Annotated in this window: 19 protein-coding genes and 1 pseudogene; 5 read left to right on the forward strand and 15 right to left on the reverse strand. The window is 34.4% G+C overall.

The features are described from left to right. Positions 1 to 178 precede the first annotated feature (178 nt). The 3 genes and pseudogenes from NSQ08_RS15030 to ybaK form a co-directional block, all read right to left on the reverse strand. Positions 179 to 904: pseudogene (locus NSQ08_RS15030) on the reverse strand (helix-turn-helix domain-containing protein); the annotation flags it as partial. A gap of 432 nt (positions 905 to 1,336) precedes the next feature. Next, positions 1,337 to 1,837, reverse strand: a complete 501-nt coding sequence (locus NSQ08_RS15035) for a GNAT family N-acetyltransferase (protein ID WP_002013963.1) — start codon at positions 1,835 to 1,837, stop codon at positions 1,337 to 1,339. A gap of 646 nt (positions 1,838 to 2,483) precedes the next feature. Then, positions 2,484 to 2,960, reverse strand: a complete 477-nt coding sequence (gene ybaK, locus NSQ08_RS15040; RefSeq protein ID WP_002142510.1) for a Cys-tRNA(Pro) deacylase — start codon at positions 2,958 to 2,960, stop codon at positions 2,484 to 2,486. A gap of 342 nt (positions 2,961 to 3,302) precedes the next feature. Between ybaK and NSQ08_RS15045 the strand changes: the two genes are divergently transcribed. Continuing rightward, positions 3,303 to 4,598: a histidine--tRNA ligase gene (locus tag NSQ08_RS15045; protein WP_340776443.1), complete on the forward strand. Its 1,296-nt coding sequence runs from the start codon at positions 3,303 to 3,305 to the stop codon at positions 4,596 to 4,598. Positions 4,599 to 4,755: 157 nt separating this feature from the next. On the opposite strand, the gene NSQ08_RS15050 is transcribed toward NSQ08_RS15045, so the two are convergent. Both NSQ08_RS15050 and NSQ08_RS15055 read right to left on the reverse strand, forming a co-directional pair. Next, the gene (locus NSQ08_RS15050; protein ID WP_002013967.1) at positions 4,756 to 5,037 is read right to left on the reverse strand and encodes a DUF1292 domain-containing protein; all 282 of its coding nucleotides are present in this window, start codon (positions 5,035 to 5,037) and stop codon (positions 4,756 to 4,758) included. Between the two features lie 363 nt (positions 5,038 to 5,400). Continuing rightward, positions 5,401 to 6,453, reverse strand: a complete 1,053-nt coding sequence (locus NSQ08_RS15055) for a pyruvate kinase (RefSeq protein WP_002167963.1) — start codon at positions 6,451 to 6,453, stop codon at positions 5,401 to 5,403. 253 nt (positions 6,454 to 6,706) lie between these two features. On the opposite strand from NSQ08_RS15055, the gene NSQ08_RS15060 reads away from it, so the two are divergent. Next, the gene (locus NSQ08_RS15060) at positions 6,707 to 8,380 is read left to right on the forward strand and encodes an alkaline phosphatase (RefSeq protein WP_137077283.1); all 1,674 of its coding nucleotides are present in this window, start codon (positions 6,707 to 6,709) and stop codon (positions 8,378 to 8,380) included. Positions 8,381 to 8,464: 84 nt separating this feature from the next. Here the strand turns inward: NSQ08_RS15060 and NSQ08_RS15065 are convergent, their stop codons facing one another. Beyond that, positions 8,465 to 9,145 (reverse strand): NAD(P)H-dependent oxidoreductase, encoded by a 681-nt coding sequence (locus NSQ08_RS15065; RefSeq protein WP_016100992.1) that lies wholly within the window; start codon positions 9,143 to 9,145, stop codon positions 8,465 to 8,467. A 127-nt stretch (positions 9,146 to 9,272) separates the two neighbouring features. Between NSQ08_RS15065 and NSQ08_RS15070 the strand changes: the two genes are divergently transcribed. Beyond that, the gene (locus NSQ08_RS15070; RefSeq protein ID WP_002013973.1) at positions 9,273 to 9,647 is read left to right on the forward strand and encodes a winged helix-turn-helix transcriptional regulator; all 375 of its coding nucleotides are present in this window, start codon (positions 9,273 to 9,275) and stop codon (positions 9,645 to 9,647) included. Between the two features lie 372 nt (positions 9,648 to 10,019). Here NSQ08_RS15070 and NSQ08_RS15075 read toward each other — a convergent pair whose 3' ends face one another. From NSQ08_RS15075 to NSQ08_RS15100, 6 genes are all read right to left on the reverse strand, one after another. After that, a complete protein-coding gene (locus tag NSQ08_RS15075; protein ID WP_002033270.1) occupies positions 10,020 to 10,172 on the reverse strand; it encodes a hypothetical protein in 153 nt (50 codons plus the stop codon). Between the two features lie 375 nt (positions 10,173 to 10,547). Further along, a complete protein-coding gene (locus tag NSQ08_RS15080; RefSeq protein ID WP_002033268.1) occupies positions 10,548 to 11,273 on the reverse strand; it encodes a hypothetical protein in 726 nt (241 codons plus the stop codon). A 336-nt stretch (positions 11,274 to 11,609) separates the two neighbouring features. Further along, positions 11,610 to 12,368 (reverse strand): SDR family oxidoreductase, encoded by a 759-nt coding sequence (locus tag NSQ08_RS15085; RefSeq protein WP_002013978.1) that lies wholly within the window; start codon positions 12,366 to 12,368, stop codon positions 11,610 to 11,612. 56 nt (positions 12,369 to 12,424) lie between these two features. Next, a complete protein-coding gene (locus NSQ08_RS15090) occupies positions 12,425 to 14,089 on the reverse strand; it encodes a putative ABC transporter permease subunit (protein WP_159146931.1) in 1,665 nt (554 codons plus the stop codon). Next, complete coding sequence (locus tag NSQ08_RS15095) at positions 14,082 to 14,807, reverse strand: ABC transporter ATP-binding protein (RefSeq protein ID WP_002033261.1); 726 nt, start codon at positions 14,805 to 14,807, stop codon at positions 14,082 to 14,084. The genes NSQ08_RS15090 and NSQ08_RS15095 overlap by 8 nt, the downstream gene beginning before the upstream one ends. Positions 14,808 to 14,895: 88 nt before the next feature. Beyond that, positions 14,896 to 15,090 carry a hypothetical protein gene (locus NSQ08_RS15100; protein ID WP_002142517.1) on the reverse strand — a complete coding sequence of 65 codons (195 nt, stop codon included), beginning with the start codon at positions 15,088 to 15,090 and terminating at the stop codon, positions 14,896 to 14,898. 333 nt (positions 15,091 to 15,423) lie between these two features. Here NSQ08_RS15100 and NSQ08_RS15105 point away from each other — a divergent pair, with 333 nt between their 5' ends. Further along, positions 15,424 to 15,783, forward strand: coding sequence for a DUF3796 domain-containing protein (locus NSQ08_RS15105; RefSeq protein WP_002033294.1), 360 nt, complete (start codon positions 15,424 to 15,426; stop codon positions 15,781 to 15,783). Further along, a complete protein-coding gene (locus NSQ08_RS15110) occupies positions 15,771 to 15,971 on the forward strand; it encodes a helix-turn-helix transcriptional regulator (protein WP_002084410.1) in 201 nt (66 codons plus the stop codon). The genes NSQ08_RS15105 and NSQ08_RS15110 overlap by 13 nt, the downstream gene beginning before the upstream one ends. A gap of 174 nt (positions 15,972 to 16,145) precedes the next feature. Here NSQ08_RS15110 and NSQ08_RS15115 read toward each other — a convergent pair whose 3' ends face one another. From NSQ08_RS15115 to NSQ08_RS15125, 3 genes are read right to left on the reverse strand one after another with little or no spacing between them, the layout of a single operon-like run. Continuing rightward, positions 16,146 to 16,457 carry a hypothetical protein gene (locus NSQ08_RS15115; protein WP_002128289.1) on the reverse strand — a complete coding sequence of 104 codons (312 nt, stop codon included), beginning with the start codon at positions 16,455 to 16,457 and terminating at the stop codon, positions 16,146 to 16,148. After that, on the reverse strand, positions 16,439 to 17,461 hold the full coding sequence (locus tag NSQ08_RS15120; protein WP_002142518.1) for an anti-sigma factor: 1,023 nt from the start codon (positions 17,459 to 17,461) through the stop codon (positions 16,439 to 16,441). The genes NSQ08_RS15115 and NSQ08_RS15120 overlap by 19 nt, the downstream gene beginning before the upstream one ends. Continuing rightward, on the reverse strand, positions 17,451 to 17,951 hold the full coding sequence (locus tag NSQ08_RS15125) for a sigma-70 family RNA polymerase sigma factor (protein WP_002013989.1): 501 nt from the start codon (positions 17,949 to 17,951) through the stop codon (positions 17,451 to 17,453). Before NSQ08_RS15125 ends, NSQ08_RS15120 begins: the two co-directional genes overlap by 11 nt. Positions 17,952 to 18,018 lie beyond the last annotated feature (67 nt).

The following is an 18,018-nucleotide window of genomic DNA, read 5'->3' on the forward strand; positions in this document are numbered from 1 at the left end:
TTTTAGTGTATACGCAATCTAAAAGTGAACATTTTTAACAAAAATAATAAAAATGTTCGTTTTTACAACTTAAATAGTTAGGATTTATCATTCCTAAATGGATAACGACGCTAAAAAACTCATAACCCATATACTAAACTAGATTAACCTACAACAACCGATCTTTTACAGACAATTACTCTACCTTTTCAGCGTTTGAGGCATTTACTACTACATAATTCGGTATTGTCGCAACGAGTTGTATTAAATGTTGATACATACTAATTTGCATCATTTCATTCGCCTTTTCAGCATTTCCAAGCATTTGATACGCCTGCGCAATTAGATCTTCCTCTGGAAAGTTAGGACGTATCGTTTCGCCAAGTAATTGAAGCACCTCATTTGGTCTATTGAGTATAAGATAGCAAGTTGCTTTAAACGATACCGCCTCTTTCACAAGAGAAACATCTACACTTTCTCCCTGCACTCGGCTAAAGAGATACATTGCCTCTTCTAAAATTTCAATTCTTCTATCCATATCCTCTGTTAACATGTGGTGATTAATAAAAAGTAGCCCCATTTGAATTAATAATGGAAAACAAGAATAATATTTTTTTGTCACTTCCCTGCACTCCATCATTACTTCATCAAACGGTTCTTCACTAAAAGCTTCCGCTAGTCTATGATATAAATTTTTAATATCTTCCTGTTCCATTTGCAGTGTATAACAGATTAATTCATCTATACTTATGTTAAAGTACGATGCTAACAGTGGCACAAATGTAATATCCGGATAACTCTGCCCAGTCTCCCATTTGGAAACAGATGCTTTCGTAATACCGATATACGCCGCTAACTCTTCCTGTGTAATTCCTTTTTCTTTTCTCTTATCCGCAATGATTTTATGAATATGAATTTCTCTCACTGTATCACCTCATACTTTTATTATATGTACTTTATTTCACACAAAATATAGATTTTAAGTCGACTTTCGTTAACAAAATCAACTGTTAGGAAACATCTCTCTAAAATAAAAGAAGCTCCAAATTTTATTATATTTAGGTCATAGATATTAAACTTAATAAAATCAAAGGCAGGAACATATTTGATATGTTCCTGCCTTTTTATTGTGGGGTACCGATACATAGCCATCTAACTAAGATTTTGAAGTGCTTCAAAATCAAAAATTTCATCTCACCACAGTTTTCTATGAGAATCCAGTGAACAGCTTATTTACATAATTTTCGAAAGCGGAAGTTAAAAATTCTTAGTTTCTTGCTCAATTAAAGCCACCCGTTAGTTAAACAACAGAAGGTTTCTTAGTCAAGAACCGCTCCAATCGTATTACGGTATTAAATTACATATCATAAGGTTCGAGCTTCAAAATAAATTCTTCAACATCCTTGCCTCTTGCGTTGGAAAAACCTTTATCTTCAGAGATGATTTTAAACCTGCATTTTTCCAATACCCTAATGGAGGCGAGGTTATCTTTAGCGGCACGAGCATAGAGCGGGCGTACCTTAATATACTCCAGAAACTCTGACAACGCTTTAGTTGCAATACCATGACCCCAATATTCCTTCCCAATCCAGTAGCTTACTTCGGGTTCGCCGAACTGTTCAAAGTTCGAGACGTGTCCAGTGACAATGCCATTGAATAATATAGTCTTAATTGTAATAGTCTCGTCAGCAATATTTTTTTTCCAATGGTCAAAAAATGCGTCCTTATCAGTGGGGTCTTTAGCTGTAAAAGCAGCCATATAGTTCGCCGTTGAATCTAGTTGTTGTTCGAAAAAGATAGGTAGATCTTTCTCTGTGATATCTCGTAGCTTCACTTCGCTTTTGCTAATGGATTCCATATAATTCACAAGCTCCTTAACATATTTTTTAATATTAATTCTTCCAAATTTAGAGAAATTCCTTCTTCAACTAATCTGCCCTTTAGTTGAAGAAGGAACAATGCATATTGTATACATGATCAGTTAACATAACGTCTCATTATCGGTAGCAAGGAAAAAGAAGAACCCTGCTCTAACAAGGGAACCTTCTTTTTTAGTTCTATGAATCTATACATTTTTTTATACATTCCTATCCTGGCACGGTTTTAGGGTTCTTGTTTGTTACTGGATTAGCCAAAAAACTGTATAAAATCTTGCATACTCTTAGCGTGGGGGGGGGGCCAAAATACTGGCATCCCCCAATATGTGCTTTCTTATGGTATTTCTTGAACCCTCATTAAAACACTCTCCCGTCCTTTGTCTATCTTTAAAAGTAACTCTGCTGTTTATTTAAAGTCTTTGAAACGAGGCATTGTACTCCTCCTAAAGCCAAACAAATGATTAAAATTACACATCCATATTATACTAATTAAACTAAAAATTCAATCTCTTTTCATTTCATTCATTATGTAAATAAAAAAGGATAATTCGCCCTCATAATGGACTAATTATCCTATAAATCTTTATCTAAATTTAATAAAATTAGAACTTCTTTTCCTATGTATACTTATTTCGTTATTTCACCAAACTGCGCTCTCGTCACTTTCGCCAAGTCATCAACTTTAAGCTCAATTTGTACTCCAATTTTCCCGCCACTTACAATGATCGTTTCAAGCGATTGAGCACTCGCATCAATACATGTAGAAAATAACTTCTTCATTCCTACTGGTGAACAACCACCGCGAATATACCCTGAAACTTTCGTAATATCTTTAACAGGAATCATTTCTATCTTCTTTTCACCGACCGCCTTTGCAGCTGCTTTTAAATTTAGTTCCTCATCTACTGGGATAATGAACACATGATAATCCTTACTATTCCCTTGAGCGACAAGCGTTTTATATACCTCTCTCACTTCTCTACCAATTTTCCCAGCAACTGATACGCCATCAATTTTCCCATCGTCCGGATCATATGACATCATCGAATATTCAATTTTTTCTTTATCTAATATTCGCATCGCATTTGTTTTATCTTTTTTCATAGTGTTCTCCTTAAAAAGTTATTTCATATTATTAAGTTTTCTTTTATTATACACTCTTTTCAATTTCTCCTACATAACTTCACGTATTCTTCAAAACTGAAAATATTGATATTTCCAAATTCATCTGATATAATTTGGAAAAACTTATGTTAAGGAGAGATTTTTAATGCGAACTTTTAATACTTCTTTCCAACTTCATCATCATACGTAACGCCGTGTATCCGAAGAAAAATTTTTCTTCGTGGATACAGGGCTTTTCCTGTTGACCCACGAAGCGTTCATAAAGCTATGTGGGTATTTTTATACCCGCATAGCTTTTTTTAATTTAAAAGAGGAGTGATTATGGTGGAAATGAAAAATGTAAAAGGGACAAAAGACTATTTACCAGAGGAACAAGTACTACGAAATAAAATTAAAAGAGCTTGTGAAGATACGTTTGAACGTTATGGCTGTAAACCGTTAGAGACACCAACGTTAAATATGTATGAGCTTATGTCTTACAAGTACGGTGGTGGCGATGAAATTTTAAAAGAAATATATACACTTAAGGATCAAGGAAAACGCGATCTTGCCTTACGTTATGATTTAACAATTCCCTTCGCAAAAGTCGTGGCGATGAATCCGAACATCCGCCTACCCTTTAAACGCTATGAAATTGGAAAAGTATTTCGAGATGGTCCGATTAAACAAGGAAGATTCCGTGAGTTCATTCAATGTGACGTTGATATAGTCGGTGTAGAATCAGTCATGGCGGAAGCTGAACTCATGGGCATGGCGTTTGAGCTGTTCCGAACGTTAAACTTAGAAGTAACGATCCAATATAATAACCGAAAATTGTTAAACGGTATTCTCCAGTCTATTAACATCCCTACCGAATTAACGAGTGACGTAATTTTATCATTGGATAAAATCGAAAAGATTGGGATTGATGGTGTACGAAAAGATGTATTGGAGCGCGGGATTACTGTAGAAATGGCTGATACAATATGTAATACTGTTTTATCTTGCCTAAAGCTCACTATAGCCGACTTTAAAGACACTTTCAATAATACACTTGTCGCCGATGGAGTAGAGGAACTACAACAACTACAGCAATACTTACTCGCCCTCGGAATAAATGAAAATACGATATTCAATCCGTTTTTAGCAAGAGGACTCACAATGTATACAGGCACTGTGTATGAAATCTTTCTAAAAGATGGCACGATTACATCTAGCATCGGTAGCGGTGGTCGATACGATAATATTATCGGAGCATTCCGTGGTGATAATATGAACTATCCAACAGTCGGTATTTCATTCGGATTAGATGTCATTTATACAGCTCTATCACAGAAAGAAACCATATCATCTACAGCAGATCTTTTTATCATTCCACTCGGGACAGAATTACAATGTTTACAAATTGCCCAGCAATTGCGCTCTACTACTTCTTTAAAAGTCGAACTTGAACTAGCTGGACGTAAATTGAAACGTGCCCTTAATTATGCAAATAAAGAAAATATCCCGTATGTGCTAATAATTGGTGAAGAGGAACTATCTACAGAAACAGTTGTATTGCGTAATATGAAGGAAGGTACTGAAGTGAAGATTCCCCTCTCTTCCTTGGAAAATAACACATTTAATAACTATATATAATAAGCGCCACCCTCATTTGGGTGGTTTTTCTAGTGCATAAATAAAGAGTCATTCAGTTTACATAATATAATTATTGATTTCTATAAATGTAATTTTCAACCATATAACAAAAGAGGGCAGATATGCATCTCCCTCTTTTGTCTAACTCTTTTTATTATTATTCTTGTTCTTGCTCGTCCATAATCTTCTCGAACGCCGCAGATACTTTTTCAAATTCCTCGTCATTCTCTATGTATGAGAATTCATTATCTTCTTCTACTTTTAAAAAGAAGATATCAATGTCTTCCTCAGTTTCTGTTTGAATGTCTTCTACAAAGGCAACCGCAATATATTCTGCACCTTCGACATCCATCGCTCCAAGCACTTCAACTTCCTGTTCTTCATTATTCTCATCGGTAAGACTAAAAATTTCGCCTACTTCAATTGCTTCCATATTCATTCTCCTCCTATCATACTCTAAAAAATAAAATGTTCAAATTGCACACTTACTAACATATCTTTCCATAAAAAAGTTGAATTCATACAGAAAGAACGACAAATTCTTGCTGATTCAGCAAAAGTATTCAACTATAAGGATATCATTTATGAATAGGAATGAACATATTTTAAATGAGATAATTGGATTAATTAATTTAAAATCCTTCTTTAGATTTCCGAAAGACCTCCATGTTCCATAATGATTCTTTCATATAGGCAGCTGGAATGCCACCTTTCAATCTGTAAGTAAATACTAAAATGGCACCTCATACCCTAATTCGTTTCCGTACGTTTTTAGGATGAGAGATAAATCCTTCTATATAAACTAAAGAGACTTATGCAGCAATTCCAATACATCTTTCATCGCAAAAGGACCGTCTTTTTTTACATGCTCAGCGAATTCCGAAACGAGACGTAACGTTTTCACACTTTCGATTGGATGATCTCCTGACGCACTTTCAGCAGAAAGCATAACAGCATTCGTCCCGTCCAGTACAGCTTGAAATACATCTGTCACCTCAGCTCTTGTAGGAATAGAATGATCTACCATAGATTGAAGCATTTGTGTCGCTGTAATGACATATGTATTCGTTCGATTGCACTCACGAATCATCATTTTTTGTAACAGTGGAATAAATTGATACGGCAATTCCACACCTAAATCTCCCCTTGCGATCATAATGCCATCCGCTTCTTTGCATATGTCTTGAAAATTCTCAATTGCTTCCATCGTTTCTATTTTTGCAATTAAATTAGGAGATGTTTCTTTATGTTCATGTATAAAACTTCGTATTTCCTTTATATGACTAGGTTTTCGAACGAAAGAACACGCAATAAAATCAACTTCCTCTTCTAGAAGAAATTGAATATCTTTTTTATCTTTCTCCGTAATAGCTGGCAAACTAACAATTGTACCTGGTAAGTTCACCCCTTTATGAGAGGAAATATTGCCACCTGTTTTTATTCTTGTTTCTATTTTTTCCGAACTTATCTTTTCAACGATTAACTCAACTTCTCCATCATTAATAAGAATTCTACTTCCAACTTTCACGTCATTCGCGATCCCTACATAATCAACACTTGCTTCTTCTTTATTCCCTTGAACTGGATTGGTATGTAAAGTAAATAACTCCCCTGCTTCAAGTGTAATTTGTTCCTCTTTCATTTCACCCAATCTTATTTTAGGACCTTGTACATCCCCTAGAATTTTAATAGAATCGTCTAACGATTTTACTAAACGAATGATGTCTTTATGACTTTCATGCGTACCATGTGATAAATTTAACCGAACAATTTTCATACCATTGTTTATTAACTGCGCTAACGTTTCTTCATTATTACTCGCTGGCCCAATTGTACAAACTCGATCAATTGTCATGTCCCCACCATCCTTTTTTAAATGTTTCCCATAAAATAAAGAGAAGATTCTTTTTATAGGAAAGACCATGTAACTAAGGGTGCAAAGAAGTTTTATATGAGGAGAATATTTTGCTGAAGAAGTAGCTTAAATTTAACTTTTCGACTCCATAGTTATTGTTAGTTTCGTTGCAATGGGGTACTACTAATAATAAATCTTGTTTACATACGAACGTTAGATTTGGATATCGAAAACGACCTATGGAGGAACCACAATGACTACTCTTCGAAAAAAAATAATGGGACTAACATTAGCGGGAACGATAGCACTATTTACATTAGCAACAGGAATCATAATGAACGATAACGAGGTAAAAGCTGAGGTAAAAAAAGCAGGAAAGCAACCTAAAAATGTGATTTTCATGGTTATAGATGGGACAAGTTCTTCTGCTACAACATTAGCCCGCTGGTATAAAGGTTCACCTCTTGCACTAGATCAAATTGTATCCGGAGGTGTTCGTACGTATTCCGCAGAATCAGCTATTACGGACTCTGCACCAGCAGCCACAGCTTTAGCGACAGGAAATAAATCAAATTCAGGCTACGTGGGCGTATTACCTTCTGTTGTGAATTCACCTGGCTTAGAACCAGTGAAAGAAGAATGCAAGTTTCGTCCAGTTGCCAACGTATTAGAAGGCGCAAAACGTTCCGGCCGCGCGACAGGAATCATTGCTACATCAGAAATTCAACATGCTACTCCTGCTAGTTTCTCTGCCCACCACGTTAACCGTAAAGATTTCGAAGTACTTGGTGAACAGCAAGTTTATCAAAATATAGAAGTTGTATTAGGTGGTGGAAAAGCAGCACTTCAGCCTACGACAAGCAACGGAATTCGTAAAGACAACGAAGATTTAGTAAAAGTGATTCAAGACAAAGGGTATGACTTTGTCGAAACAAAAGATGCGTTATTAAACTCCAAATCAAAGAAAATCTGGGGTTCTTTCTCTAATACTGCCCTTGCGTTCGATATGGATCGTATAATAACCAATCCTAAGCAGCCAACTCTTTCCCAGATGACGAGAAAAGCAATTCAAACATTATCAAAAGATAAAGATGGTTTCTTCTTATTTGTAGAAGGTAGTAAGGCAGATTGGGCAGCACATGCAAATGACCCAATCGGGATGATTAGCGATGTATTGGCATTTGATGATGCAGTTACAGAAGCATTAGAATTTGCGAAGAAAGACGGTAACACTATGGTCATTGCTTTAGCGGATCATGGTAATAGCGGTATTTCCATTGGCAACAGCAATACCACAAAAGGATATGATACCACACCAGTATCAGCTTACATTGCCCCACTGAAAAAGGCGAAAATGACACTTGAGGGTGCTACAAATAAACTAAAAGATGATTTATCTAATATAAAAGAGATCGCTGCACTTTACGGTTTAGACGACCTAACTGATAATGAAAAAGAGCTGTTAAAAGCTGCACAAAAGAAAACTGATGTAGGTCCAATCCTTACTAAATTATTGGCCAACCGTGCGAACATCGGTTTTACAACTGGTGGTCATACGGGTGAAGATGTATTCTTATACTCTTACGGTCCTCAAAAGCCATACGGTTTAGTCCAAAATACAGACATTGCGAAAATAATGGCTAAAGCAATGGGCTTTCAATTAGAAGAATTAACTAAGAAATTATTCTTAGATGCTGAAACATCCTTTAAACAAATTGGTGCAACTGTAACGATTGACAAAAAAGATGTACGAAACCCGGTGCTTGTAGTAAAACGCAATAATACGGAGGCCAAATTGTTTGTTAATAAAAACATTATCTATATTGGTGGGAAAGATTATGAATTAGGAGGCATCGTTGTAGAAAGCAACGGGAAATTCTATGTACCTGAAAAGGCAATTCAACTATTCACAAAGCATTCTCGCTAAATTTAAAAACAGACATAAAAAAACGCTATCCTTTCTATAGACAGGGTAGCGTTTTTTTCGTTATATGGATACAAATTTATCTTATTAAATCCATTCAACAATAGTATCCATAGTTTGTCTTGTTTTATTAAATTGTGGTTCTCCTTTACGGTATCCGAATGCAACCATAACTGACACCTCAAGATTGTCATCTTTTAAAATTCCTTCTTGACGAAGTAAAGAATCTACTTTTTCTTTATCGAATCCTTCCATTGGACAAGAATCAATACCGATTTGAGCTGCACTAGTCATCATATTAGCTAAAGCAATATAAGATTGCTTTGATGACCAATCAAATACAGCACGTTCGGAGTCTAACAATTTAAAATCCGATTCTTGGAATTTTTTGAAGAATTCATATCTCATCTGTTGGGCTTCTTCAGGCAATCCAATAATATCTTTCATCATGTGCTGAATATACTCTGCATCATAGTGCATATCTTTGATGTTTCTTGAAAGAACAATGACAAAATGACTTGCTGTTGAAAGTTGCCCACCTGCTCCCCATGAATATGGTAATAGTTTTTCTCTTAATTCTTTATTTTGTACCACAATAAATTTCCAAGGCTCATATCCAAAAGAAGAAGGAGATAATCTTCCTGTTTCTAAAATAAATTTAAAATCATCTTCTGAAATTTTCTTCATAGGATCAAATTCTTTACATGCATGTCTAAAGTTAAAAGCCTCAATAATTTTTTGTTTTGTATTTTGTTTTGTGTTAGTCATAAAAGATCCCCTTTTCATTAAATTATTATTTAACCAAATTATATTTTTAAAGTAACAATGATACAAGTACGCACATTTATTTGCTATAGTATCAAAAAAGATACTATTGTTAAGGGAGAGTCTTTTTATGATTAGTTCAAAAGAAGATGATGTAAATTATCCATTTTTAAATAAATATTCTTGTCCAGTAGAAGCTATGGTCGAGGTTATTGGCGGAAAATGGAAAGGTGTTATTCTTTATCATTTATTAGATGGTAAGAAACGATTTAATGAATTAAAAAGATTAAAACCTAATATCACCCAAAGAATGTTAACACTTCAACTTAGAGAACTTGAAGCAGATGGCATCGTACATCGGGAGGTATATCGTGAAGTGCCCCCTAAAGTAGAATATTCGTTAACTGAACTTGGCGAGTCATTACGTCCAATTATCCTTTTAATGATGGAATGGGCGACTAATAATATGGAGCAGGTTTTGGAAAGTAGAAATAACACTAAATAGTATTTAAAACCTGTAATTAGCCATTACAAACAACTCAAAAAAGATTGCCTCTTAGTATACAGGCGATCTTTTTTTGAGTAAAAGGATTATTTGGGTCAGATTCTGGAAAAGTGTTAATATTCTTCATAAAGGAGGTCTACTGATGAAAAATTTATGGAAGAAAGTTTCTTTAATTGCTTTCATAGTAATTGTCCTTTTAATAATTTTATATTTTTGTGGTATGTCACTTTTCTGGAACCAACCCTAAATTACATTTAAAAATAAGCCCTCCTCGAATAAAATTCAATATTCCGTCAATACTATACATGACATTAGATTTTCTCCTTGTTCCCCCTTGGAGAGTCGGGCAGCTAGCTTTTGTTAGCTGCTTTTTTATTTTCGAATCATTGCCGTCATTACTACTGGTAGTCCATTTGTTCCGTATTTCATAATTTGAGCAATTGATTGTAACTGCTGAATGCCTTCTTCTTCATTATGTTCTCCCTGAACAATTGCTGACGAACAATATAATGGTTGAACAGCCACTGTATGGAGACTCTTCCGCTAAATAAAATTGTGCGACCATTGGAAGTTATTCTCGTTTACATATTTCTAGGATTTTCTGCGATACTGGTGCAATTTCTTCATCATAAACTTCCTCTTTATCGTATATCTCAATTCATTCTCCTTTTCTACAAAATGAAATTTTTGTAGAAAATAATGAACTTTAAAAACTACTAAATTGCAAATATAAATACAAGGGAGCGTTTTATATGACTTCCTATCAAAAAATATCTTTAATAGTTATCACTCTTTTTTATCATTGTGATGTTCCTTTCAAATGAAGTCTTTATTTCTTAACACCCAACGAGAATGTACAACAAACTAAAAAGGCCTACTCACACGAGTAGGCTTTTGAAACTATGAAAGCTTCGTTAATAATTGATTTAAATCTTTTTTCGTTTTTGTCGTTAATGACTTCATTTTATTAATATCAATCTTTTCTTTCTCCGCTCCTACAATTAACGGATACATACTTTGGCCAATTGTTTTATATTCAGTCGGATGTGATGCTTCTAACTCTTTTTCAATGACATCCCACTTCTCATTAATTTGTTTTCCAAGTTTATTAACTGATTCTAATTTAGGATTTGCAGCTAATTGCTTGTCCAAGCTTTCAATTAATGTAACGACTTCTTTTACATTTGTTTTCACAGCGACGTTTTTCTTCGGATCTTTCGTTGTTTTTCCGTTATTGTTTGTACTTGTACTTTGATCTGTTGTTTTTCCGTTGTTGTTTGTACTTGTACTTTGATCTGTTGTTTTCCCGCTAGTAGTTTGATCATTCGTTTTTCCTGTCGTTTCTTTTTCTTTTGTTGTTTTGCCGTTACTTTCTGTTCCTGATGATTCCTTTGTATTTTTTGCATCCTTATCTGTTTTTTCATTCGAAGAAGTATTTGTGTCTTTTTCAGTATCTTTCGTTGTTTTTGACGCTTCATCTGCACTTGTCGTTTTCGATTGCTCTTCATTTTGTGCAGTTGCCTGATCCTTCTTCGCTGCATCTTTATCTGTGGAGGTACTACAAGCTGCCATTGTAAGCATTGTACCAATTGCTACTGATGCGATAGCGACCTTTTTCATTTTCATAAAAATCCCCCTATGTTTACAATTTTATCCTTCTCTTTACGATTCTATTTCCCCTTAAAAAATCCCTTTTCATACGAATCACCATCTTTCCGACAGTAATCTTCATAATAATACGTACAAAAAACGATAAATTCATTTTAATATTCGAGTTTTTTCTACTACATTTTCCTCCTCTGTAGCAAAAGAAAAAGAGTATGTTGTCACATGAAGATTTACAATCTACAAATGACAACATACTCCCCTATCAATTTTTTATCTTTCTTGACATTTTATTTATACAAAAAACAAAATAATTACTAATTTTTTTATTTCTCAACACTTGTTAACATAATATTTTTATGAATAACCACCATTCGAATGAATAACTTGCCCAGTAACCCACTTCGCTTCTTCACTTACTAAAAAAGCAATTAAGCGTGCCGCATCCACCGGTTCTCCAACTCTTCCTTGCGGGAATTTCCATACTAAATGATGCTGTAATTCCTCTGTAATCCATCCTGTATTCGTTGGTCCTGGATCAACAGCATTGACTGTAATCCCCTTCTCCATAGCAACTGGTGCAACTGACTTTGTAAATGCTTCTATTGCTCCTTTCGTTGCTACGTATGCTAGTTCATCTGGCATCGGGCCTAATGACTGCCCAGAAGTAAGATTTATAATACTTCCACTCGTTTTAAGTGAAAAATGTTTAATAAATAATGAACTTAATAGCATAGGAGCACGAACATTAACCGTATAATGTTTATCTAGCTGTTCTACATCTAACTCTTCAATTTTCGTAGGAGTAGAATACGCCGCATTATTAATAAGAATAGATGGATCCCCTAAACGTTCTGATACCATATACAATACACGATTAGGCGAATAAGACTGCGATAAGTTGATTTCTGCCATTTCACATCGAACGCCGTAACTTTCAATTTCCTTTTTCAACAAAAAGGGCTCTTGATCATTCATTCCCCATGGCATCGCTTTATCATACCGAGGCCAGTACGTGAAAAAAATGTCTATCCCATTTTGAGCAAGCACCTTGCATACAGCTGCACCAATTCCATTCAGACGAGTTGCCCCTGTTACAATTGCTATTTTCTTCACCTTTTCTCCTCCATCTATGGATAAATCCCCTGCACGAATACAGAGGATCTACCTTTTTAATTAATATTTGACAATATACGCTCAGCGCCTAATTTTAAAATTTTAATAAAGATATAATTTACAATCGTAAACATTACAAATAAAACGATAAACATAATCCAAAGTCCTACTTGAAGGAAGAAGTATAATACACTTACACCCGCTACAATAACTAAAGCTATTAAAATATTAGCTAAAAAATTCCACAAAGTTGTATATCGACTTTTAAATAATTTCTGTTCTGTATCCCAATGAATATCTGCAGTTTGTGCATCCCAGCGTGTACCGATTAAATTAATTAACAATAAACCGTTCGCACTTAGTAAGAACCAAAGTATCATGAAGACTGGCGAAATACCTGCTACAACTCCCATTGTAATACCGAATACTCCTAAAATGACTACATTAATTAACCAGGCCGTTATCGCTTTCGCAAAAAAGATATCCGAAGCCTTTACTGGTAAGTAGCGATTAACAAACCAAGAGCTTCCATCTCGTGAGAATGACGTTGTTGCAATAACGTTACTCCCCATTAAAAATAAGGATGCACAAAGGCCAACACCAATTGCGAAACCTGCTGATTCTGGATTATCAATATATTCCGTAATCCATTTTAAATTTCCATCTTGTACAAACAAAACAAAGAACAGCATAATTGGCATAACAAAAGTTTGCACAATACAATTTAAGAAAAATTGTGGCGTGCGGAATAACGTTTTAAATTCTTTTTTCACATACGCTTTTAAATGTGAACTTTGTACTGTTGATTTCTGTAAGCCTTCTGCTGAAATTACCTCTTTTTTTGCTGTACTCGTTGAAAGTCCAATAACCCCTTTTAAATATGTACGCTCTGCAATGTAATAAAACAAACCGAAAAATGCGATAGAAATAAGAATGTATATTAGTACGTATAATATTCCCTTCCACGATGCATTTTCTACTAATCCCATTGCACCAAAATATGTAGTCGGAAAATAATTTGTCATTTGTATGAAAAGGGAGGATTGATTATTTGTAAGATAATTCGCAACTGAATCTCCAGCTCCAGATACTGCACTTTTATTTCTCCATTGCATAAATACATTGATTCCGACGATAAATAGTATACTTACGACTCCAATAAATATACTTCCTCGATCTTTATTTTTCGCTATATTCGTATACCTCATAATAATTGTCATAATTAACGAAGCTAAAACTAGCGGAATGATCGGGAAGAATAAGTAAATGACAATCATATAAATGTAATATGTAATGAAAGCACCACTCTTTAAACCGTAAGTAATAAAGATAGGCAATAAAATAAACGAGCTCATTACGTATTGTGTAATTAACACTGTAAAGAACTTTGCCGAAATAATTTGCGCTGGTTTTAACGGTAACGGTAGCAACATTTCAACATCATTACTATAGTAAAACACTGTTAAAATGTTCATAATACTCATCAAAAATACCCATATACTAGCAACTGCTAATCCCATCGCAATAACAATTCCTGGATCCTGTCCGAGGTGTATCATTCCTTCATATATTCCATGGGTCATCGAACCAAATATTAAAAAACCTACAAATAAAATGGCTGCAAATGAAAATAAATACGCCCATCTTTTCTTTTTATCTGTTATGAAATCTGCATAATTTAATTTCAATAATACTTTCGTTAACGTCAAAATTTTACTCATTGCCCGTCATCTCCAAGAACATTTTTTCAAGTGATTCATTGGATTCAAAATGATCTCTCATTTCATTTAAATTCCCTTTAAACTGAAGATTTCCCTTATTAATAATCGCGACGCGGTCACATATTTTTTCAGCTACTTCTAATACGTGTGTCGAGAAAAATACAATCTTCCCTTTATCTGCATGTTCTCTCATCATTTCTTTTAAAATATATGCAGATTTCGGATCAAGACCTGTTAACGGTTCATCTAAAATCCACACATCTGGTTCATGTACGAGCACACCGATAATAACAATCTTTTGTCTCATACCGTGTGAATAACTTTGAATTTGATCAGATAAAGCATTGTACAGATCAAACTTCTTCGCTAATGACTCTATTCGTTCTTGTCTTACTTCCTTCGGTACTTCATACATATCAGCCATAAAGTTTAAATATTCAATCCCTTTTAATCGTAAAAACATATCCGGGCTATCTGGAACATAGCCAAATGTTTTCTTCGCTTCCATCGGATTTTTCATAATATCTTTACCGTTGATTGTAATGGTTCCTTTGTCCACCCCATGAATACCAGTAATCATCTTAATTGTCGTTGATTTACCCGCACCATTCGGTCCTAAAAACCCAAAGATTTCTCCGCTCGGTACAGATAAACTTAAATCTTTTACTGCATAGGTAGATCCATTATAACTTTTTGACACATTCAAAATTTCGATCATTACATCCAATCCTTTCCTTAATTACCAATTAACTATATTAATATTATAGCATACTTATATTTATAGATTTTTACATTTTTCAGTTTTTTTAACCTTTAAAATAAATATAAACTCCTAATCCAACAATTAAAACAACAGCTAGTATTATATAAATCATCGTAAGTCGTTTAATATTTCCTTTTGTCGCTTTACTATAATTCGCATCACCATTTCGCCCAATTAACACCGTTCCAATTACAGTAATAACTACAAGTAATATAACGATCATTATCCCAGTTAACATTTCGTCCTCCCCCTCCTTACATCCATTTTACGATATTTCCCTTTTTATTTTACAGAATATTTAACCTTTTTTACTATTATTATGAAATAAATCGCAAAACTATTATTACTATGAATTTCCATATGTGATATATTTATAACATATAGTGATTTATCCCGCATTAACTGGCAGTAAGACTCCCACCTCAAAATTCGGCTGGAGCAAAGAAGTTAGGTGGGAGCCCTGCTGCCCGTAAACGCCCGATTGGTGAAGGCTAATAATCAGTGGGGGATGAACACCCCCCACTGATTATTAGCCTTCACTTTATTTCTAACATCGAAAGGAGAATCTATCATGAAAACGACTTGGATAAAATATTTAGGATTTCTCGGTTTCTTTGGGTTTCTCGGATTTTTTTATGAAAAAGGATTGTTTACTATGTTCTGTTTCTTCTCCTTTTTCACGACGTATAGAAAAGTTCAACACGATGAACTATTTGAACAAATCGTCAATAAATCTTGCCGCAACGCCTTTATCGTTACGTTATTAACTACCGCTATCATTATCTTTATTGAAATGTTATTTCCGAATCCTACACTACAAGAGATTGATATTGCTCTTATTTTCAGCACACTCATTCTTACATTCGGATTCTCTACCTTCTTTTACGATAAACCAGTTGATGAAATGGAAGATGCACCATGGCGTTCGTAACGAAGATAAAAGAATACCGTGCCAAAGTACATATGACGCAGGAAGATTTAGCGAAAAAGGTTGGTGTACGTCGTGAAACGATTAGCCATCTCGAAAAAGGAAAGTATAACCCTTCCTTACAGCTTGCTCACGATATAGCGAGGGCACTACATAGTACGATTGATGAGGTTTTTATTTTTGAGGATTAATAAAGGGCACCAAGTTTAATATATAATACTGAATCGTGAGCGGAAAACATATCAACAAAACCACAGCCTAGATGCATAGTGCTCTCCTTTCAAATTTGATAGGTTCTTCTCTTATCTAGTTTACTTTTTACACATTAAAAAAGAGCGAATCTACATTCGCTCTTTTCCACATATTTATGGCGTAAAGCTTATCATCCAACCTAACATAAATCCAAATACAGCAAACAGTAACATAAAAACAAATAAACTACATGCCCACAATGCATATTTTCGACTTTTGCTTTTTGTGAGCATGCCTACGACTGAACACATCAATCCAGCTCCAACTATTTCTCGAAAACCTTCGCCTATAAATATTTCTTGAATAAGCAATGTAATGTTCAAATACAATAACGCTAGAAAGGCAATAATTAATGAAATAATACCCATCCACGTTTCCTGTTTATAAATATGACTCTTTCTTTTTTTTAAGAATGCCAATTCCATAATCTCGCTTCACCTACTTTCAAGTTTCTAACTTTTTCATGGCTCATCAATTTTTCAACTTCTCCTTTAGGTCCAGTTACAACTGCCCCGTATGTTTTTATCCCATTTTTTTCAAGGAAAGAAATGCGCTGTGACAACTCTAATGTTTTCGCTCTAGATAGCTTCACCGCTAAATCTTCATGCTTCCGTAATGACTTTAACACATCAATAAATTGTTCCTCATGAGGTGAGTCACTTAAAAAAGGACCACTTGGACTTGAAATCATATCTGCTGGAAAACCGATTGGGGCAACATACTGACCCTCATCATTCTTTTGCTTCTCCTCTAATCCTGTATTCACGGCATACCAAACAATATCAATAGTAGGAAACGTATCCGTTACCTCTTGTACACTTAATAATTCTCTAAAAGATACAAATGCTTCTACAACAGATTCTTGTGGAAGACCTTTTAATACCTGAGCTTCCTCGCTACTATTATAAGACACATTATAATTATTAGGATGAGATAATACCTCGTTATCTATATATGGGACTTCCGGAATTTTTTCATCTGTTGTATATTCACGGCTTACTTTCGTTGCTCTACTTAATAAATAATCTGTTTTCTCTTCTCCTATTCGAATATCTTTCTTTCCTACCCTTTTATACAAATCAAAATGCAATTGTAAACTAAGCGGTAACAATGTTTGCTCCATATCCCTTTCTTTCATAAATACATTAGGTTCTGTTACACTTAATGTTTGATTTACTACATTCCGTATCTCCATCGCGTTTGTAGGTGCCAATGTATAATATAAAAGTGTAGATATATATAAAATAGGTTGAATAAGTAATAAAAAAGTAAATACAATCAACACATTCGTAATTCGAGCTCTTTTTTTACCTATTTTCAACACTTGCTGCTGTTTTCCATCAGGAAGTGAATCTGGTCTTTGATGAAGAGCTTCTTGTAACAATTCTTTATAATCATCTTGTTCAGAATGAGGTTTATCATTTGTCATTTTGACTCTTTTCCTCCTTTAACAATTCTTTTAATCTCTTTCTCCCACGAAATATGTGACTTTTATAAGTATTTACCTTTAAATCTAATACAGTAGCACCCTCTTCGTACGTTAATTGATGTACGTCACATAATAAAATAGCTTGTGCCTCTACCACTGGTAAAGTATGAATAATCTGAATTAATTTTTCATAACTATTTTTTGCGACTACATACTCTTCTGTAGATTCCCCTGCTTGTATTGTCTCTAATTCCTCCGTTCCTACAAAAGATACTTTTTTCTCTTTCCTTACAAAATCAATAAACGTATGATATGCCACTTTAAAAAGCCATGATTTTACCTTTTGGTTTTCATAGTCTTCTAGATAAAGATACGCCCGATAAAAAGTCTCCTGCATCAAGTCCTCCGCTACGTGATGGCTACGAGAAAGGGAAAATAAATACCGGTACACATCGTTTATATAAACCTTATATATTTCTTCAATTTCCATCCCCCTCCTCCTTTCATATATAACACGAATAAGCGTGTTATAAAGTTGCATTATTTTTCCTTTTTAT

Origin of the sequence: Bacillus sp. FSL E2-8887, assembly GCF_038007205.1 — a bacterium.
GTDB lineage: Bacteria > Bacillota > Bacilli > Bacillales > Bacillaceae_G > Bacillus_A > Bacillus_A mycoides.